Source organism: Actinomadura sp. KC345 (assembly GCF_004348515.1).
In the GTDB taxonomy this organism is placed as follows: Bacteria; Actinomycetota; Actinomycetes; order Streptosporangiales; family Streptosporangiaceae; genus Spirillospora.
In genome coordinates this window covers 1-19,264 of record NZ_SMKH01000050.1, presented here as the reverse complement: position 1 = coordinate 19,264, position 19,264 = coordinate 1, and the positions used below count along the sequence as shown (strand labels likewise).

Here is a 19,264-nt window from a genome sequence, read left to right as displayed (position 1 = left end):
GCCGCCGACTCTAGCCGCCGGGCGCGCGGCGGGCGGAGCGCAGGGCGCGGGCGGCGACGGGGGAGTAGAGCAGGCGTTCGGGCGTGGCGGCGCCGGCGAGGCGCACGCCGCGGGCGAACATCTCGAAGCGGCGCTGGTCCGCGGGCGTCCAGCGCAGCCCGAACCGCTCGCGCAGGACGGGCGGGAGCGTGGCGACGCCCGTCCGGCGCATCAGGCGGGTCGGGGGGAACATGAGGCCCGTCCAGGCCGCCCTGGGCAGCGGCCACTTGGGAGGCGGCGGGAGGGGCCTGCGGTCGAGCCGGATGAGGAGCTGGACGGTCTCGTTGTCCTCAAGGCGGTCCTCGACCATGGCGTCGAAGTAGTCGCGGAAGGCCGCGGGGGAGTCCGGCAGGTGCCGTTCGGTGATGCCGAGGGCGAGCGCGAGGTCGCGCCACTCCTGGAAGAGCGCCTCCTCCTCGGCGGGCTCCAAGGGGCGGCCGAACACGCGTTGCGTGTGCAGCATGCCGTGCAAGAGCGTCGCATGGACCCAGAGGTACGCCTCCGGGTTCAGCGCGTGATACCGGCGGCCCTGGGCGTCGACGCCCTTGATGTCCCGGTGGATCTCGCGGAGCCGGGCCGCCTCGTCCCTGCCGCGCTCGTCGCCGCGGTAGCCGAGGAAGTTGTTCGCGGACTCCAGCGTGCGCAGCAGGCGGCCCCAGCGGTCCTCGACGAACTCGGAGTGGTCGGCGACGCCCGCGCCGACCACGGGATGCGCGACCTGCAGCAGGAGCGTCGACCGGCCGGTGAACGCGCCGCGCCAGTCGCCCGCGTACCGCCAGGTGAGCGAGGACGGCCCGGGGATGGCGCCCGCCGGGCGGCTCGCGGCGCCGTGCTCGTCGCGTGCGGGGGAGGCGGGGGTGTCGAGGCTCGTCATCGGGACCTGCCCTCGTGAGACGTTAATACGAAATGCGTATCATCATCTTGCCGCGGCGGCAAGGGAGCACTGCGGCGCCCGGCCGCCGGGCGGTCTCCGGGGCTTCTTCCGCGTCAGGGTCTCCGGCGGTCAGGGACCGCCGGGCGCGGTCAGGGCCGCGATGGCCGACTCCTGCGACGGGTGGGCGATGAGGTGGCGGTCGAGCCCGCTGCGCTCGATGATGGTGCTGAACCGCCGCCCCGGGCGGGCGAGGACCAGCTCGCCGCCGCCCCGATGCGCGCTCTTCCAGAGGACGATCAGAGCGTTGAGACCCGAGGAGTCGCAGAAGCTGACCTCACCGACGTCCATGACGACCCGCGGGGGCCCGTCCAGGTCGCGCATGTCCGTGAGGACGTGCTCGCGCAGCCGGTCGGCGGTGAGGATGGTGAGCTCCCCCTCCGCCTCCACGATCAGGCAGGAGTCGCGGACACCGCTGCGGATCCGCAGCGGGTCGGCGGGGACCCTGCCCGGCGCCCCGTCCGCTCCGAGAGACATGCCGATCACCTTCCGTCATCGCAGGAATCACGCGTACCCGCGGACGGCCAGGTCATGCGCCCTTTCGCGGCGCGGGCCCCGGCGGGGGCGGTCAGCGGAGGCGGATGTACTCGATCGCCTCGTCCGCGAGGCGCCCGGCCGGCGGCCCGTAGCGGTCGCGCAGCTCCCTCAGGACCCGCTGCCCCCGGACGGCGGGCCAGTCCGCGGGCAGGTGCTCGACGGGCAGGCCCGGGTCGGCGCGGACGAGCTGCAGCCACTCGGTGGTCATCCACAGGTAGCGGGCGAGGTCGTCGGGCGCGCCTGGGAGCGGATCGGGGCGGTCCCACCGGTCGAGGAACGCGCGGTAGCCGGCCGCGAGGCCGTCCAGGTCGAACGCCTCCCGCAGCATGCCGGCGATGTCGGTCGGCTGCTCGGCCCTGCCGGCGAAGACCTTGAGGTGGCCGTTGAGGCCCAGGGCCTCGGCGATCGGGCGGACGTCGACCCGGGACGCCGCGATCCACGTGCCGTTGCCGAGCGACCCGAACCCGGCCCAGGTGAGCCGTGCGCGCAGGTCGTGCCGGACGCGCTGCCACGACTCGGGCATGGAGAACGTGAGCACGGTCCACCGGCCGTCCCAGTCCGTGTTGAGTACCCCGCGCCGCCAGACGCGGTCCTCGCCGTCGTGCAGGATCTCCTCCGAACGGGGGGTGAGCCCGAAGTGCATGCGGCGGCCCGAACGGTGCCGCATCAGCAGGCCGCGGCCGACCATGCGGGTGAGCGTCGACCGGACGGCGTGCTCGCCGACGTCGAGCCTCGCGAAGGTGTCGATGAAGCTCCCGCTGAAGACGGCGATGTCCCGCCCAAGGACGTAGTTGCCGAGGTAGGTCAGCATCAGCGACTGCGGCCGGAGCCTCGGGAACGGCGCACCTTCCGCACCGTCCTCCAGCCCCTTCCCGCCGCCTTTCAACGGACGAGCTCCGCCCGACGCCTGTGCGTGCGCCCGTTCCGCCACCCGTCCGGCTCCCGTCATCCCGCCACCCTAGCGACGGCCTGATATTCGGCAGATCATTGACCGCTGTGAAGAATACGCCTAACTTCGCCCATACGCCCACCCCTGGGAGAGGACGGTCCCGAATGCGCAACGAAGGACTCGGCTCGTGGCCGGCGCGCCGCGCCCGCAAGACCCCGCAGACGGCCGCCCTGGTCCACGAGGGACGGACGATCACCTACGGCGCCCTCCTCGGCCGGGTCGCGCGCCTCGCGCACGCGCTGCGCGCCCTCGGGACCGGGCCCGGCGACCGGGTCGCCTACCTCGGCCCCAACCATCCGTCCTTCCTGGAGGCGCTGTTCGCCACCGGCATGCTCGGCGGCGTGTTCGTCCCGCTCAACACCCGGCTCACCGGCCCGGAGATCGCCTACCAGCTGGACGACTCGGGCGCCTCGGTCCTGCTGTACGGGCCGTCCCACGCCGGGCTGGTGGACGACATCCGCGGCCGCACCCCGGTCCAGGCGCACATCGCGCTCGACGGCCCCGGGGAGCGCGGGTACGAGGCGCTCCTGGCCGCCGCGTCCGGCGACCCCCTCGACGTGCCCGTCGCGCCCGACGACCCGTGCATGATCATGTACACGTCCGGGACGACCGGGTCGCCCAAGGGCGCGACGCTCACGCACGGCAACATCACCTGGAACGCGATCAACGTCCTGATCGACCACGACCTTGTGGCGGGAGAGGTGGCGCTGGTGTCCGCGCCGCTGTTCCACACCGCCGGGCTCAACATGCTCACGCTGCCGGTGCTGCTGAAGGGCGGGACGTGCGTGCTGGTCGCCGCGTTCGACCCGGCCGCGACCCTCGATATGATCGCCGAGCACCGGGTCACGTTCATGTTCGGGGTGCCGACGATGTTCCAGCGGGTGGCCCGCGAGCCGGGCTGGGCGACCGCGGACCTGTCCTCGCTGCGCATCCTGACCTGCGGCGGCGCGCCGGTGCCGCCGTCGCTGATCGAGACCTACCAGGAGCGGGGGCTGACGTTCCTGCAGGGATACGGGATGACCGAGGCCTCACCGGGCGTGCTGTTCCTCGACGCCTCCCACGCGGTGTCCAAGGCGGGCTCGGCGGGGGTGCCGCACTTCTTCAGCGACGTGCGCGTCGTCGGCCCTGACATGGCGGACGTGGCGCCCGGAGAGACGGGCGAGGTCGTCGTGCAGGGCCCGCACGTCATGCGCGGCTACTGGGGCCGGCCGGGCGACACCGCCGCGGCGCTCGCCGGCGGCTGGTTCCGCAGCGGCGACGCGGCCCGCGTCGACGAGGACGGCTACGCCTTCATCGTCGACCGGATGAAGGACATGATCATCTCGGGCGGGGAGAACGTGTATCCGGCCGAGGTGGAGAACGTGATCCTCGCCGATCCCGACGTGCTGGAATGCGCGGTCATCGGCGTCCCGGACGACACCTGGGGCGAGGCCGGCCGCGCCGTCATCGTCCCGCGCCCCGGCGCGGACGTGGACCCCGGCAGGGTCCTGGACGCGCTGGCGGGACGCCTCGCCCGCTACAAGATCCCCAAATCGGCGGTGCTGGCCGCCGAGATCCCCCGCAACGCCGCCGGCAAGATCCTCAAGACGCGGGTGCGGGAGGAGTACGGAATGCCATGACGGGCCCCGCCAAGCGGCCTCCCGCGCCGTCCGCCGGCGGCGGGCGGCCCACCGTCACCAGCCGCGTCCTGGACATCCTGGAGGCCTTCTCGGCCGAGCGCACCGCGCTGAACATCACCCAGATCAGCCGGCACGCCGGGCTGCCGCTGTCGACCGCGCACCGGCTGGTCGGCGAGCTGACCCACTGGGGCGCCCTCGAACGCGACGCGGGCGGCCTGTACCGGATCGGCCTGCGCCTGTTCGAGGTCGCCGCGCTCGCGCCGCGCGGGCCCGCTCTGCGCGAGGCCGCGATGCCGTTCCTGGAGGACCTCTACGAGGCGACCCACGAGAACGTCCATCTCGCGGTCCTGGACGGCCTGGAGGTCGTCTACATCGAGCGGATCTCGGCCCGCGACGCGGTGCACGTCCTGTCCCGGGTCGGGGGACGCTGGCCCGCCCACGCGACGGGCGTCGGCCTCGCGATGCTCGCGCACGCCGACACCGCCCTCCAGGAACGCGCCGTCGCCGGCCCCCTCCGCCGCTTCACCGACCGGACGATCACGTCCGGTCCCGAGCTGCGGCGCGTCCTCGCCGAGGTGCGCCGGACCGGCGTCGCGGTCAGCGACGGCCAGGTCGAGACGTTCGCGCTGTCGGTCGGCGCGCCCGTCTTCGGCCCGGACGACACCGTCGTGGCCGCCGTCGCGATCGTCGTCCCGGCCGACGGCTGGGAGGCGCGGGCGCTGACGCCCGTCGTGCGCGCGAGCGCCCGCGGCATCTCCCGGGCGCTCGGCGCGCCCCGCGCCCTGCGTCCTCCGGAGAGCGCGCTGCACCGCCGCTGACGGCGGTCCTTCCGCTGGGCGGAAGCGGTGTGGTCCGCATCACCGCCGCGCCGGGATGGTCGGGACGACCCCCGTTCGACACTCCGCCCGACCCGACGCCCACCGGAGGAACGCCCATGGTCTTCGCGCGCAACCAGTGGTACGTGGCCGCCTACGGCCAGGAGGTGGGCGACGGCCTCCTGGCCCGGACCGTCTGCGGCGAGCCCCTCGTCCTGTACCGGACGCGGGCAGGGGAGGCCGTCGCCCTCACCGACCGCTGTGTGCACCGCCGCTTCCCCCTGTCGGAGAGCAACCGCGACGGCGACAACATCGTCTGCGGCTACCACGGATTCACCTACGCGCCCGACGGGGTGTGCGTCGCCGTGCCGGGGCAGAGCCGCGTCCCGCGCACCGCCCGCGTCCCCGCGTTCCCGGTGGTCGAGCAGGACTCGCTCATCTGGGTGTGGATCGGCGACGGGGAGGGGGACGCGAAGGCCATCCCGCGCGCCCCCTGGCTGGACTCGCCCGGCCATGTGACCGTCCGCGGCATGGAGCCCCTCGACGCCCGCTACGAGCTGCTCGTCGACAACCTCCTCGACCTCTCCCATGAGACGTACCTGCACGCCGGCTACATCGGCACGCCCGAGGTGGCGCAGACGCCGATCACCACGGAGGTGGACGAGGACGCGGGCGTCATCTATGTCAGCCGGCGCATGAAAGACGTCGAATGCCCGTCCTTCTACGCCGAGTCCACGGGCATCGAAGGCCGCATCGACCGCTGGCAGGACATCGAGTTCCACCCGCCGTGCCTCTATCTCCTGCACAGCCGCATCGCCCCCACAGGGGTCGAACCCGGCCCGGACGGCGACGACCCCAGGGCCTGCCACGCCGAAATCGTCTACGCCATCACCCCGGAGACCGAGACCACCACGCACGACTTCTGGATGGTCGCCCGCGACTTCGCCCTCGACGACGAGAAGGTCTCGGCGTTCCTCGCCGAAAGCAACCGCACGGTCGTCCTCCAGGACGTGAAGGCGCTGAACACCCTGGAGAAGGTCATCGCCACCGAGCCCGAGGGCTACCAGGAGCTGTCCATCAACATCGACACCGGCGGCCTCGCGGCCCGCCGCATCCTGCAGAGGCAGATTCAGCGGAGTCCGGTCGCCCGATGAGCACGTGCCGGCTGCGCGTGGAGTGGTCCCCGGGCTCGGACCTCCTCACGGGCGTCTGCCACTGCGGCGCCCAGCACACCGCCGAGGACCCGGCGGAGATCTGGACCTGGCTCCTCGCCCACCCCGATCACCCGGCCGGCCGCGCGGACGCTCTTCAACGGGCAGTTAGCTTAGGCTAGCCTCATAACGTGCTCTCCCCCGTGCGGAAACTGCCGCTCAAAGCCCCGGAGCAGACGGACGGGCCGCGCGGTTCCGGGCCCCCCGGTCGCCGTTCCCGCCGGTGGTGGCTGCCGCTGCTCGCGGCCGCGCTGCTGCTGACGGTCCTGGCGAGCCTCGCGATCGGCGCCGGGGACGTCCCGCTCGGCCGGGTGCTGCCCGGCGTGCTCTCCCCGGACGACGACTCGCGGGCCGAGCTGATCGTGCACGAGCTGCGGCTGCCCCGCACGCTCCTCGGGCTCGCGGTCGGTACGGCGCTCGGGCTGGCCGGCGCGGTCATGCAGGCGCTCACCCGCAACCCGCTCGCCGAGCCGGGCCTGCTCGGCGTGAACGGCGGCGCGGCGCTCGCGGTCGTCGTCGTCATCGGCGCGTTCCGGGTGGACGACGCGCTCGTCTACGTCTGGGCGGCCTTCATCGGCGCGGCCGGCGCCGCCGCGCTGGTCTACATGATCGGCGCGCGGGGGAGGGGCGGCGCGTCGCCCGCGCGGCTCGTGCTCGCCGGGGCGGCGGTCAACGCCGTGTTCGCCGCGCTGACCGCCGGGCTGATGCTGCTCAGCCCGCAGAGCTTCAACAGCTTCCGGTTCTGGCAGGTCGGCTCCCTCGGCGGCCGGGAGATCTCGGTCTTCGTCCGGCTGCTGCCGTTCGTCGTCGCCGGAATCGCGCTGGCGCTGCTGCTCGCCCGCCCGCTCAACGCGCTCGCCATGGGCGACGACGCGGGCCGCGCCCTCGGCTCGCGCCCCGGGCGGACCCGCGCGCTCGGAGCCCTCGCGATCGTGATCCTGTGCGGTTCGGCGACGGCCGCGGCGGGACCGATCGTGTTCCTCGGGCTGGCCGTCCCGTTCATCGTCCGGACCATGGTGGGGCCCGACCAGCGGCTCGTGCTGCCGTACTCGCTGCTGCTCGCGCCCGTCCTGCTGCTCGGCGCGGACGTCATCGGCCGCGTCATCACCCCCGGCGAACTGGAGACCGGGATCGTCACCGCGTTCCTCGGCGCCCCGCTGTTCGCCCTGATGGTGCGGCGAGGAAGGATGCGCGACTTGTGAAGGGCGTCATGAGGACGAAGGTCCTGCGGGCGGGCGCGCTCTCGGTGCGGTGGGAGCCGAGGGCCGCGGCGGTGTGCGCGGTGCTGGCGGCGCTCGCGGCCGGCGCCGCGGTCCTCGTCGTCGGCTCCGGGGAGTTCCCCATCTCACCTCCGGAGGTGGTGAGCGCGCTCATCGGGCAGGGCGACCGCGCCACCGAGTTCATCGTCACGACGCTGCGGCTGCCGCGCGCCGTCACCGGCCTGCTCGCCGGGCTGGCCCTCGGGCTCAGCGGAGCGATCTTCCAGAGCATCTCCCGCAACCCGCTGGGCAGCCCCGACATCATCGGCTTCACGCAGGGGTCGGCGACGGGCGCGCTGGTGCAGATCCTCGTGTTCGGCGGCGGCGCGGTCGCCGTCGCGGTCAGCTCGGTCGCGGGCGCAGCGCTGACCGCGCTCGGGGTCTACATGGTCGCCTACCGGCGGGGCGGCGGTGTCCACGGCGTTCGGCTGGTGCTGATCGGCGTGGCCGCGGCGGCGATGCTGCAGGCGCTGAACTCCTACCTGATCACCCGCGCCGAGCTGCGCGAGGCCTACGAGGCGGCGTTCTGGCTGACCGGCAGCCTGAACGGGCGGGACTGGGACCAGGCCGTCCCGCTCGGGATCGCGCTGGCCGTGCTCGTCCCCGCGGCGCTGCTGCTGGCCCGCCCGCTCGGCATGGGCGAGATGGGCGACGGCGCCGCGCAGGCGCTCGGCGTGGCCGTCCAGCGGACCCGGCTGCTGCTCACGATCGCCGGGGTCGGCCTCGTCGCGGCGGCGACCGCGGCGGCCGGGCCCGTCCCGTTCGTCGCGCTCGCCGCTCCCCAGCTCGCCCGGCGGCTGACACGCCGCCCCGGCGCGCAGCTGCTCCCCGCCGCGCTGACCGGCGCCGCGCTGCTGGCCGCCTCCGACCTCATCTCGCTCCACCTGCCGGTGGCGATGCCGGTCGGCGTCGTCACCGGCGTCCTCGGCGGCGCCTACCTGGCCTGGCTGCTGTCGACCACCGCACGGAAGGGGACGACATGACGAGGCTGCGCGCGGACGGTCTCACGCTGGCGTACGACAAGCGCGTCGTCGCCGAGAGGCTCGGGGTGAGCATCCCGGACGAGTCGTTCACCGTCATCGTCGGGCCCAACGCGTGCGGGAAGTCGACGCTGCTGCGCGCCCTCGCCTGCCTCCTGCGCCCCCGGGAGGGAACCGTCTTCCTGGACGGCGACCCGATCGGCGACCTGCCCGCCAAGCGCCTCGCGCGGCGGCTCGGGCTGCTGCCCCAGTCGCCCCTCACCCCGGACGGCATCACGGTCGGCGACCTCGTCGCCCGCGGCCGCTACCCGTACCAGGGCCTGCTGCGGCAGTGGTCGCGCGAGGACGAGGCCGCGGTCGGGGAGGCCATGGCCGCCGTCGGCGTCACCGACCTCGCGGACCGCCCGGTGGACGAGCTGTCGGGCGGGCAGCGCCAGCGGGTGTGGCTCGCGCTCGTCCTGGCCCAGGAGACCGGGATCATGCTGCTGGACGAGCCGACCACCTTCCTGGACATCGCGCACCAGATCGAGGTGCTCGACCTGTGCGCGCGTCTCCACGAGGAGGGGCGCACGCTCGTCGCCGTCCTGCACGACCTCAACCACGCCTGCCGGTACGCCACGCACCTGATCGCGATGCGCGACGGCGAGATACTCGCGGAGGGGCCGCCCGCCGAGATCGTCAACGCCGATCTCGTGGAGCGCGCGTTCGGCCTGCCGTGCCGCGTCATCCCGGACCCGGAGACCGACATGCCGCTGATCGTCCCGGCCGACCGGCGGCGGGCGTTGACGGCGGAAACCCACTGAATTAGGTTAGCCTTACCTAATTCGAGGGGAGTGGCGTGTCCGATTCAGGCCTGACCTGGGAAGATCTGCACACCGCGCTGGCAGAGGTGCTGGGCGAGGACGCGGAGGCCGGTGACAACCTCATCGAACTCGGGATGGACTCGATCCGGCTCATGCGGCTGACCGGCCTGCTGCGCCGCCGCGGCGTCGAGATCCGCTTCGCCGAGCTGGCCGAACGCCCCACGCTCTCCGGATGGTGGGAGCTGCTCGCGGAGAAGGGCCAGGTCGACGCGTCGGCGGGCCCCGGGGACCGCGCCCCCGCCGACCTCGGCCCGGAGGACATCGAGCCGGACGGGCCGTTCCCGCTGGCGCTGATGCAGCACGCGTACTGGATCGGCCGCGACTCCGGCCAGTCGCTCGGCTCCGTCGCCGCGCACCTGTACGTCGAGCTGGACGGCCGCGCGATCGTCCCCGGCCGGTTCGAGCGGGCCGTCCGCGACCTGGTGAGGCGCCACCCGATGCTCCGCGTCGCCGTCTCGGACGACGGCACGCAGCGCATCCTGCCCGAACGCCCGGAACCGGCCGTGACCGTCCACGACCTGCGCGGTGCGACCGGCGCCGGCGCCGCCGCCGAGTTGGAGGCGGTCCGCGCGCGGATGTCCGAGCAGCGGCTCCCGATCGAGGACGGCCGCGTCTTCGACGCCCGCCTGAGCCTGCTCCCGGACGGGACCGCCCGCCTCCACCTGGACGTCGACATGGTCGCCGCCGACGCGATGAGCTACCGCGTCATGCTGGCCGACCTCGCCGCCCTGTACGAAGGCGAGACCCTCGCGCCGATCCGCTACGGCTACGCCCGCTACCTCGCCGACGACCCGCGCGCCGAGGCCCGCGAGCAGGACCGCCGGTGGTGGGCCGAGCGCCTCGCCGGCCTCCCCGGCCCGCCCGAGCTGCCCGTCGTGCCCGAGCCCGGCGACCGCGTCGAGCGCAGGCACCACTGGCTGGCGCCGGACGACAAGGACCGCCTCCTCGCCCGCGCCCACGCCGAGGGCGTCACCCCGGCCATGGCGCTCGCGGCCGTGTTCGCCGAGGTGATCGGCGCCTGGTCGGCGACGCCCCGGTTCCTGCTGAACCTGCCGCTGTTCCACCGCGAGCCCGTCCACCCCGACGTGGACGCCGTCGTCGGCGACTTCACCGGGTCGATCATGCTGGAGGCCGACCTCACCGCCGACCTCCCGTTCGTCGAGCGCGCCCGCGCCATCCAGGCGAACCTGCACACCGCGGGCGCGCACAGCGACTACTCGGGCCTGGAGGTGCTGCGCGACCTGTCCCGGCTGCGCGGCGAGCAGGTCCTCGCCCCGATCGTCTACACCAGCGCGCTCAACCTCGGCGAGCTGTTCGGCGGCGCCGTCCGCGAGCGGTTCGGCGAGCCGGAGTGGATCATCTCGCAGGGCCCGCAGGTGCTCCTGGACGCGCAGGTGACCGAGGTGTCCGGCGGGCTCCTGCTGAACTGGGACGTCCGCCGCCCCGCGTTCCCCGAGGGCGTCGCCGAGGCGATGTTCGACGCCTACACGTCCGCGATCACCCGGCTCGGAGCGCCCGGCGCCGACTGGGATGCGCCGCTCGGCATCGCGGCCACGCCGTCCCAGCTCCGCGTGCGGCAGCGCCTCAACGCCACCCCGGCGCCGCCGCCGCGGACGCTGACCGAGGGCTTCTTCGAGCACGCGCGCCGCCACCCGGCGGCACCGGCCCTGCACTGGGGCGACGAGGGGACCCTGACCTACGGTGAACTGGCCGGCCGCGCCCTGCGCATCGCCTCCGGCCTCGCCGCGGAAGGCGTGCGTCCGGGCGACCGTGTCTCGATCGAGCTTCCGAAGGGCCCGGACCAGGCCGGCGCGGTGCTCGGCGTCCTGGCGGCCGGAGCCGCCTACGTCCCCATCGGCGTCGAGCAGCCCGAGGCCCGCCGCGCCAGGATCCGCGCGAGCGCCGGTGTGGCCGCGTCGCTCACCACGGACGCGGTCCCCGAGGCCGAACCGCTGGACGGGCCGGTCGCGGCGCGCCCCGACCAGGTCGCGTACGTGCTGTTCACCTCCGGTTCGACCGGCGAGCCCAAGGGCGTCGAGGTGTCGCACGGCGCGGCCATGAACACGATCGGCGACCTGGTCGAGCGGTACGGCATGGGCTCCGCGGACGTGACGTTCGGGATCTCGGCGCTCGACTTCGACCTGTCGGTGTTCGACCTCTTCGCGCCCTGGTCGGCGGGCGGCGCGGTGGTCGTGCCGGACGAGGACGAGCGGCGCGACGCGGCCCGCTGGGTCGACCTGGCGCGGCGCTGGTCGGTGACCGTGCTGAACTGCGTCCCGTCCGTCCTGGAGATGCTGCTGCGGTCCGGCCCGGTCCCTCGTGGGGAGACGACCCCCCACACCCCCCGGAGCGGAGCGATGGAGAACCTGCGACTCGTGCTGCTCGGCGGCGACTGGGTCGGCACCCACCTTCCCGCGCTGCTGGAGGAGCGCGCCCCCGGGTGCCGGTTCGTGGCGCTGGGCGGCACGACCGAGACCGCGATCCACTCCACCGTGCAGGAGGTCGCGGGCGAGGTGCCGTCCGACTGGCACGCCGTGCCGTACGGGGTGCCGCTGCGCGGCGTCGCGTGCCGGGTCGTGGACGAGCTGGGCCGCGACCGCCCCGACTGGGTGGCGGGCGAGCTGTGGATCGGCGGCGGAGGCGTCGCCGACGGCTACACCGGCGACCCCGAGCGCACCGCCGACCGGTTCGTCGTCCGCGACGGCACCCGCTGGTACCGGACCGGCGACCTCGCCCGCTACCGCCCGGACGGCACCCTGGAGTTCCTCGGCCGCCGCGACCACCAGGTCAAGGTGCGCGGGTTCCGCATCGAGCTCGGCGAGGTCGAGGCCGCGCTGCGCGAGCATCCCGCCGTGGGCCGGTCCGTCGCCCTCGTCGCGGACGGCCGCCTCGCCGCCGCCGTCGCGGCGCCCCCGGACCTGGACCGGGACGCGGTGCTCGCGGGCGTCCGGGACCTCCTGCCGCCGCACATGGTCCCCGAGCTGCTCGTGCGCGTCGACGAGCTGCCGCTCACCGCCAACGGCAAGGTCGACCGCAAGGCGCTCACCGCGCTGGCCGCCGCCGAGGCGGGGGAGGCCGCCGGTGCCTGCGCCGAGCCGGCGTCGTCGCTGGAGAAGGTCATGGCCCGGATCGTCGCCGAGGTGCTGGGGAGGGAACGCGTCGGCGCGGACGCGGACTTCTTCGCCCTCGGCGGCGACTCCGTCCTCGCCACCAGCGTCATCGCGCGGCTGCGCGAGGCGCTCGACACGACCGCGCTCCCGGTCCGGGTGCTGTTCGCCGAGCGGACCGTCGCTCGCGTCTGCCGCCGCTTCACCGACCTGGAGGACGCGCCGGGACGCCTGGAGGCCGTCGCGGCGATCTGGCTGGAGGTCGAGGCCATGACCGACGACGAGCTAGGCGCCCGGCTCGGGTGACGGTTCGGGCTTCGGCCCGGGACTCGGTTCCGGACCCGTCCGCATGGTCGCGGTGCGCAGGCCGGTGAGGGTCAGCGCCAGGACGAGCGCGAGCACGGCGCTGACCGTCCCGTAGACGGCGATGGCGGCGCCCGGCGCGAGGTAGCGGCCGAGGCCCCCGGCGCCCAGCGACCCGATGGCGCCGCCTCCCGTCTCCTGCGCCGCCCAGAGCGCGTTGACGCGTCCGAGATGGGAGTCGGGCGTGTGGGACTGGATCAGCCCGTACCGCAGGATCTCCTCCACCGACTCGACGAACCCGTACACGAACAGGATCGCGACGGCCAGGGCGGGATGGCGGGCGAAGCCCAGGCAGGCGAGCGTCGTGAAACCGGCGACGGACGCGACGAGCAGTGCCAGCCCCGGCCGCCGGAACGTCCCGGCCCAGCCGCTGGTGACGGACGCGAGCACGGCGCCGCAGGCGGGCGCGGCGAACAGCAGGCCGACCGTGGTGGGCCCGCCGTCCAGGCTCTGCGTCGCGAACGCGGGCATCAGGACGGGGATGCCGCCCGCGACCATGAACAGCAGTCCGAGCAGCATGAGGGAGCCGACCACGCGGTGCGAGGCGACGAAGCGGAAGCCGTCCGCGACCGCCTTCAGCGGGTTCTGTTCCGGTTCATCCTCGGCGACGGCGGGCTTGAGCGGCGGCAGGCCGGTCAGCAGGAGGATGGTGCCGAGGGTCCCGGCCGCCGCGGCCGTGTAGTTCCAGCCGACGCCGAACGCCGACACGACGAGCCCGCCGAGCGCGGGCGAGACCATCGACCCGAGCCGGACGGTCAGCGCGTTCAGCGCCCCCGCCGCGACCAGCTTGTCCGGCGCGACCAGCGACGGCGTCGCGGCCAGCAGGGCGGTGACGCTGACGCCGGTCGCGAGGCCGTCCCATGCCGCCAGCACGTACAGGGCGGCGACCGACGGGGACGGGAGGAACGCGTTCACCGCCAGCAGGACGAACCCGATCCCGGCGGCCGTCCGGGCGCGCAGCATCAGCGTCCTCCGGTCGTGCCGGTCCGCCAGCACGCCGCCCCACAGGAACCCCGCGAGGAGCGCGAAACCCTCCGCGGCGGCGACCGCGCCGACGTGCACGGTCGACCCCGTCAGCGCGTAGACCTGCACGGGGAGCGCCACCGCGAGCATGCCGATCCCGAACACCGAGACGGTGCGCGCGATGAAGACGTTGCGGAACGGCTTGCTGTCGCGCAGGGGGCCGATGTCCATGACCAGTCGCCGGAGCATCGTCGGGGTTCTCCTCTGCTGGGGAAGTAGTTAAGGTAAGCCTAGCCTTAGTTGGTCTTGAGAAAGAGGGCGTACCGGTGCAGCGGACACTGATGAACGGAAAGATCCACCGAGCGACCGTGACACAGGCGGACCTGCACTACGTGGGCTCCCTGACGATCGACGCGGATCTCATGGAGGCCGCGGACATCGTCGAGGGCGAACAGGTCCACGTCGTCGACATCACCAACGGCTCCCGTCTCGTCACCTACGCCATCACCGGTGAGGCGGGCAGCGGCGTGATCGGCGTCAACGGCGCGGCGGCCCGCCAGGTCCAGCCCGGCGACATGGTCATCATCATCACCTACACGTCGGTGGACGAGGCGGGCAGGGACCGCCACGAGCCCCGGGTCGTCCACGTGGACGCCGCCAACCGCATCGTCGCGCTCGGCACGGACCCGGCCGAACCCGTTCCCGGGGCCCCGGCCCAGCTCGCCGGACGGTGAGCCCGCCGATGGACACCGACGGCTTCACCCCCTGGCCCGCCGATCTCGAAGCCCGCTACACGGCCGAGGGCTACTGGAGCGACCGCGTGCTCGGCGGCGTCCTGCGCGGCGACCCCGCACGCGTCGCGCTGGTCGCCGGCGACGACCGCCTCACCTACGCCGACCTCTCCCGCCGCGCCTCCCGGACGGCCGCGGGGCTCCTGCGGCTCGGCATCGCACGCGGGGACCGGGTCGTGGTCCAGCTCCCGAACACCACCGGCTTCGTCGTCACGTTCCTGGCCCTGGTGCGGATCGGCGCCGCCCCGGTCCTGGCGCTCCCGGCCCACCGCGAGAGCGAGATCCGCTACCTGTGCGAGCTGTCGGGGGCCCGCGCCTACGTCTGCGCCGAACGCGACGGCGACTTCGACTACCGCGCGATGGCCCGCACGCTCCCCGTCGAGCACGTCATCGTGGACGGCGACGCGGAGGAGTTCACCCCGCTGGCCTCCCTGGACGCCGACCCGGTGGAGATCGAGGGCCCGGCTCCCTCCGACGTCGGGGTCTTCCTGCTCTCCGGAGGCACCACCGGCCTGCCGAAGCTCATCCCGCGGACGCACCGCGACTACGTCTACAACCTGGAGGCCAGCGCGGAGGTCTGCGGCTTCACCCGCGACACCGTCTACCTGGTCGTCCTGCCCGCCGCGCACAACTTCGCGCTCGCCTGCCCCGGCGTCCTCGGCGTCTTCGCGACCGGGGGCACGGTCGTCCTGTCCCCGTCGGGGTCCCCGGACGAGGCGTTCCCCCTCATCGAACGCGAGCGCGCCACCGTCTGCGCGGTCGTCCCCCCGATCGCGCTGCTGTGGCTGGACGCGGTGACCTGGCAGGACGAGGACCTCTCGTCCCTCGAACTCCTCCAGGTGGGCGGCGCCAAGTTCGCCGCCGAGCGCGCCGCCGAGGTCCCCCGCGTCCTCGGCTGCCAGGTCCAGCAGGTGTTCGGCATGGCGGAGGGCCTGCTCAACTACACCCGCCTGGACGACCCCCGCGACCTTGTGGAGCGGACGCAGGGCCGCCCCCTGTCACCCGCCGACGAGATCCGCGTCGTGGACCCGGACGGCGCGCAGGTGGCCCCCGGCGAGGTGGGCGAACTCCTCACCCGAGGCCCGTACACGCTCCGCGGCTACTACCGCGCGCCCGAGCACAACGCCCGCTCCTTCACCCCGGACGGCTTCTACCGCACCGGCGACCTCGTCCGCCGGCTCCCGTCCGGCCACCTGATCGTCGAGGGCCGCGAGAAGGACCAGATCAACCGGGGCGGCGACAAGGTCTCCGCCGAGGAACTGGAGAACCACCTCCTGACCCACCCGGCGATCCACGACGCGGCCGTGGTCGGCCTGCCCGACCCCATGATGGGCGAGCGGACCTGCGCCTTCCTCATCCTCAGGAAGGGAGAGAAAGCCCCGGACCTCCGCGAGATCAAGGACTTCCTGCGCGGCCGGGGATTGGCCGCCTACAAGTTCCCCGACCGCTTGGAGACGGCCGACGCCTTCCCCCGGACGCCCGTGGGAAAGATCAGCAAGAAGGCCCTGGCCGCCCGCCTGCCGGGGTAGCCCTACCCTACGAGGCCCGGATCTTCGCGTCGGCTTCGCGGAGCAACCCGGGTGCCAGCCGGCGGTGGACGGGCGACATCCAGGGCCACACCAGACGGCCGATCCTCCGGTCGTAGTGCAGAAACGTGGCCAGCGACACCCGGCCGTCACTCGTCCGGACGACGAGGTTGCAGGTCAGGAACCAGGAGGCGGCCCGGAGCCGGACCCAGTCCGCGCCGCGGCCGTCGATCCGCCATCCGGCCACGGTGTCCGGCGATCGTCCACGGCTGAGCCGCAGGCCGAGCAGCCCCCGCCAGATCAGCCGTTCGCCGATGCTGGGGACGTCGCCGAACGCCGCCCGCGCCCACTGCTCCGGTGTCGCCTCCGCTTCGGTGGCGAGAGTGAACAGGTCGGCGTAGTCGATGCCGGGCAGCGAGCCGAGGGCGCGGACGGCCGCGGGCACCTCGTCCGCCCCCACGGCGCTCTCGACGCTGCCCGGGGTTCCGCTCCCCGCCTGTGAACGTGTGGTCATCCCAGTGCCTCCCTTGGCTATACGCTTGCGTATAAAAGTGAGGCTAGCCCTTCTATACGCATGCGTATATTTGACGTCGAGGTGAGGTGGGACACATGGCGGCAGCCGTTCGGACGCCACGTGACAGATGGGTGGAGGAGGGGCTGCGCGCCTTGGCCGCCGGCGGCGTGGACGCCGTCCGCGTCGAGGCACTGGCGAAGCGCCTCGGCGTCACCAAGGGCGGCTTCTACGGGTACTTCGCCGACCGCGACGCACTCCTGACGGCGATGCTGGACGCCTGGGAGCGGGAGAGCACCGACGAGGTGATCGACCGCGTCGAGCAGGAGGGCGGCGACCCGAAGACCAAGATCCATCGGGCGGGCATGCTCACCTTCTCCGGCGACCGCCTGCTGCCCATCGACCTCGCGATCCGCGACTGGGCCCGGCGCGACGAGCGGGCCGCCGAACGGCTGCGGCGGGTCGACAACCGGCGCATGGCGCTGCTGCGCGAGATGATCGGCACCTTCTGCTCCGACCCCGACGAGGTCGAGGCGCGCAGCCTCCTCGCCTTCTGCGCCGCGATCGGCGGCCACTTCCTCCAGGCCGACCATAACGGCCGCACCCGCGCCGAGGTTCTCGCCCACGCCGCCGACCTCCTCCTCGACCGCCCCCGCCCGAACTGACCGGCCCGGCCGCCGCCCGAGGTCTTGACCCATCAAATGAACGGTCTTTTAATTTCGTCATGGGGCGTATCGCGGGCGTCACCCCGGCGGAGACGCGGGAGCGGCTGTTGCGAGCCGCGGCGGACGCGTTCGCGCGGCACGGGTACGACGGGACGCGCGTCGCCGACATCGCGCGGGCCGCGGGCGTGAGCAACGGCGCCCTCTACGCGCACTTCGGCTCCAAGGCGGAGCTGCTGGTGGCGGCGTTGCGGGCGCACGGACGGCGGATGCTCGACGACCTGTTCGCCGCCGACCCCGACCGTCCGGTCACCGAGCTGCTGCTCACCGCCGGGCGGTGGCTTCCCCGTCGCCGCGACGCGGCCGGGTACCTGATCGTGGAGGCGCTCGTCGCGGCCCGCCGCGATGAGGAGGTGGCCCGCCCCATGCGCGACTACGTGGGCGAACGCGGCGACTGGCTCGCCGGGCTGGTGCGCGTCGGGCAGGCCGGGGACGAACTGGACGCCGCCGTCTCACCGAACGCGCTCGCCCACCTCTGCCTCCTGCTGGGCATGGGCAGCGCGCTCGTCCCGCCGGACCTGCACGCGGTCGGGGACGAGGAGTGGTCCGCGCTCCTCGCCCGCATCGCGGCGGCGCTCGCGCCGGACGGACCCGCGGCACAGACGGGAGGAACCCAGTGAAAGTGCAGATAGACCAGGGACGCTGCCAGGGACACGGCCGCTGCTACGACCTGGCCCCCGGCCTGTTCGGCGAGGACGACGAGGGCTACGGGACGGTCCTCGGCGACGGCGCCGTGAAACCGGACCAGGAGAACGAGGCCCGCCGCGCGGTCGCGAACTGTCCCGAGCGGGCGATCGGCACCGTCGGGGAGGAGTGACATGACCGGCGACGACCGCTTCGACAAGGGCTTCGAGGAGATGCGCGACAAGCGCCCGCTCGGCGTCCGCAACGAGATCATCACCGGCCCCGTCTCGGACTGGGCGACCGACTTCTCCCACCTCGAACCGGAGTGGGCCGCCGACCCGTACCCGATCCAGGACGACCTGCGGTGGCGCTGCCCGTTCGCGCGCACCGAGCGGTTCGGCGGCGGCTGGCTCCCCACCCGGCACGAGGACGTCGCGGCGATCGCCTACGACACCGAGCACTTCTCGTCCCGGTCGATCATCATGAGCAACTTCCGGCCGCCGCGCGAGATCGCCCCGGTGGGAGGCGTCCCGCCGATCTCGTCCGACCCGCCGTTCCACCGCGACGCGCGCAGGCTGCTGCTCCCAGCGTTCACCAAGTCGGCGGTCGGGAAGCTGGAGCCGGCGACCCGGGCCTTCTGCCACGCGCTCATCGACTCCCTCGAAGGCCGCGACGTCGTCGACGCCGCGCACGACTACGCACAGCACATCCCGGTGCGGGTCATCGCGGACATGCTCGGCTTCCCACCGGAGGACGGCCCGCAGTTCCGCCGGTTCGTCGAGAACGCCCTCGAAGGCGTCAACTCCCCGCCCGAAGAGCGCATCCAGCGGATGGAGAACCTGTTCGACTACCTGCACACGCAGATCCGCGACCACATCGAGAACCCGCGCGACGACCTCACGACGTACCTCATCGAAGCCGAGCTCTACGGGCGGAAACTCGAACCGGCCCACGTCTCCGGGACCATGGCCCTCCTCCTCATCGCCGGTATCGACACGACGTGGAGCGCGATCGGCGCCTCCCTGTGGCATCTGGCGAAGACACCGTCCGACCGTGAGCGCCTCGTCGCCGACCCGGCCCTGCTGCCGTCGGCGATGGAGGAGTTCCTCCGCGCCTACGCGCCGGTCACCATGGCGCGGCTGGTCAAGGAGGACATGCACTGGGGCGGCGTCGACATGAAGGCCGACGACTGGGTCCTGCTGTCGTTCCCGGCGGCCAACCGCGACCCGGCGCAGTTCGACCGGGCGGACGAGGTGGTGATCGACCGCGAGGTCAACCGCCACTCCGCCTTCGGCCTCGGCATCCACCGCTGCGTCGGCTCCCACCTGGCCCGCATGGAACTGCGTGTGGCCCTGGAGGTGTGGCTGGAACGCATCCCGTCCTTCACCCTGGACGACCCGTCCGCCGTCACCTGGTCCGCAGGCCAGGTCCGAGGCCCCCGCACCCTCCCCATC

The 19,264-nt window shown here is 73.6% G+C and carries 18 protein-coding genes; 13 read left to right on the top strand and 5 right to left on the bottom strand.

The genetic code is table 11. The annotated features are described in order from the left end of the window. Positions 1-10: 10 nt before the first annotated feature. From E1281_RS11390 to E1281_RS11380, 3 genes are all read right to left on the bottom strand, one after another. Positions 11-913: an oxygenase MpaB family protein gene (locus E1281_RS11390; protein ID WP_131877264.1), complete on the bottom strand. Its 903-nt coding sequence runs from the start codon at positions 911-913 to the stop codon at positions 11-13. A gap of 129 nt (positions 914-1,042) precedes the next feature. Further along, complete coding sequence (locus tag E1281_RS11385; RefSeq protein ID WP_131877263.1) at positions 1,043-1,447, bottom strand: STAS domain-containing protein; 405 nt, start codon at positions 1,445-1,447, stop codon at positions 1,043-1,045. Between the two features lie 91 nt (positions 1,448-1,538). Next, positions 1,539-2,393: a PaaX family transcriptional regulator C-terminal domain-containing protein gene (locus E1281_RS11380; RefSeq protein ID WP_243716847.1), complete on the bottom strand. Its 855-nt coding sequence runs from the start codon at positions 2,391-2,393 to the stop codon at positions 1,539-1,541. A gap of 167 nt (positions 2,394-2,560) precedes the next feature. Between E1281_RS11380 and E1281_RS11375 the strand changes: the two genes are divergently transcribed. The 7 genes from E1281_RS11375 (at position 2,561) to E1281_RS11340 (ending at position 12,616) form a co-directional block, all read left to right on the top strand. After that, a complete protein-coding gene (locus E1281_RS11375; protein WP_131877262.1) occupies positions 2,561-4,075 on the top strand; it encodes a long-chain fatty acid--CoA ligase in 1,515 nt (504 codons plus the stop codon). Further along, positions 4,072-4,893, top strand: a complete 822-nt coding sequence (locus E1281_RS11370; RefSeq protein WP_131877261.1) for an IclR family transcriptional regulator — start codon at positions 4,072-4,074, stop codon at positions 4,891-4,893. The genes E1281_RS11375 and E1281_RS11370 overlap by 4 nt, the downstream gene beginning before the upstream one ends. Positions 4,894-5,009: 116 nt before the next feature. Next, positions 5,010-6,044, top strand: a complete 1,035-nt coding sequence (locus E1281_RS11365) for an aromatic ring-hydroxylating dioxygenase subunit alpha (RefSeq protein ID WP_131877260.1) — start codon at positions 5,010-5,012, stop codon at positions 6,042-6,044. Positions 6,045-6,232: 188 nt separating this feature from the next. Next, on the top strand, positions 6,233-7,303 hold the full coding sequence (locus E1281_RS11355) for an iron chelate uptake ABC transporter family permease subunit (RefSeq protein WP_243716845.1): 1,071 nt from the start codon (positions 6,233-6,235) through the stop codon (positions 7,301-7,303). Between the two features lie 8 nt (positions 7,304-7,311). Continuing rightward, complete coding sequence (locus E1281_RS11350; protein WP_131877258.1) at positions 7,312-8,343, top strand: iron chelate uptake ABC transporter family permease subunit; 1,032 nt, start codon at positions 7,312-7,314, stop codon at positions 8,341-8,343. Further along, positions 8,340-9,143 carry an ABC transporter ATP-binding protein gene (locus E1281_RS11345; protein WP_131877257.1) on the top strand — a complete coding sequence of 268 codons (804 nt, stop codon included), beginning with the start codon at positions 8,340-8,342 and terminating at the stop codon, positions 9,141-9,143. The genes E1281_RS11350 and E1281_RS11345 overlap by 4 nt, the downstream gene beginning before the upstream one ends. A 35-nt stretch (positions 9,144-9,178) precedes the next feature. Next, the gene (locus E1281_RS11340) at positions 9,179-12,616 is read left to right on the top strand and encodes a non-ribosomal peptide synthetase (RefSeq protein ID WP_131877256.1); all 3,438 of its coding nucleotides are present in this window, start codon (positions 9,179-9,181) and stop codon (positions 12,614-12,616) included. On the opposite strand, the gene entS is transcribed toward E1281_RS11340, so the two are convergent. Further along, on the bottom strand, positions 12,596-13,885 hold the full coding sequence (gene entS / locus E1281_RS11335; RefSeq protein WP_131877255.1) for an enterobactin transporter EntS: 1,290 nt from the start codon (positions 13,883-13,885) through the stop codon (positions 12,596-12,598). The two genes, E1281_RS11340 and entS, sit on opposite strands and share 21 nt — an antisense overlap. 77 nt (positions 13,886-13,962) lie before the next feature. Between entS and panD the strand changes: the two genes are divergently transcribed. Next, positions 13,963-14,370 carry an aspartate 1-decarboxylase gene (gene panD / locus E1281_RS11330; protein ID WP_131877254.1) on the top strand — a complete coding sequence of 136 codons (408 nt, stop codon included), beginning with the start codon at positions 13,963-13,965 and terminating at the stop codon, positions 14,368-14,370. A gap of 8 nt (positions 14,371-14,378) precedes the next feature. Beyond that, the gene (locus tag E1281_RS11325) at positions 14,379-15,956 is read left to right on the top strand and encodes an AMP-binding protein (RefSeq protein ID WP_131877253.1); all 1,578 of its coding nucleotides are present in this window, start codon (positions 14,379-14,381) and stop codon (positions 15,954-15,956) included. 7 nt (positions 15,957-15,963) lie between these two features. On the opposite strand, the gene E1281_RS11320 is transcribed toward E1281_RS11325, so the two are convergent. Continuing rightward, the gene (locus tag E1281_RS11320) at positions 15,964-16,467 is read right to left on the bottom strand and encodes a hypothetical protein (RefSeq protein WP_207943226.1); all 504 of its coding nucleotides are present in this window, start codon (positions 16,465-16,467) and stop codon (positions 15,964-15,966) included. Positions 16,468-16,562: 95 nt separating this feature from the next. On the opposite strand from E1281_RS11320, the gene E1281_RS11315 reads away from it, so the two are divergent. The 4 genes from E1281_RS11315 to E1281_RS11300 all read left to right on the top strand — a co-directional run. After that, complete coding sequence (locus E1281_RS11315; protein WP_207943225.1) at positions 16,563-17,129, top strand: TetR/AcrR family transcriptional regulator; 567 nt, start codon at positions 16,563-16,565, stop codon at positions 17,127-17,129. A gap of 59 nt (positions 17,130-17,188) precedes the next feature. Then, positions 17,189-17,806 carry a TetR/AcrR family transcriptional regulator gene (locus E1281_RS11310; RefSeq protein ID WP_131877251.1) on the top strand — a complete coding sequence of 206 codons (618 nt, stop codon included), beginning with the start codon at positions 17,189-17,191 and terminating at the stop codon, positions 17,804-17,806. Continuing rightward, positions 17,803-18,003 carry a ferredoxin gene (locus E1281_RS11305; RefSeq protein ID WP_131877250.1) on the top strand — a complete coding sequence of 67 codons (201 nt, stop codon included), beginning with the start codon at positions 17,803-17,805 and terminating at the stop codon, positions 18,001-18,003. The genes E1281_RS11310 and E1281_RS11305 overlap by 4 nt, the downstream gene beginning before the upstream one ends. A 1-nt stretch (position 18,004) precedes the next feature. Continuing rightward, a partial coding sequence (locus E1281_RS11300; RefSeq protein WP_131877249.1) for a cytochrome P450 occupies positions 18,005-19,264 on the top strand: 1,260 nt, incomplete at its 3' end.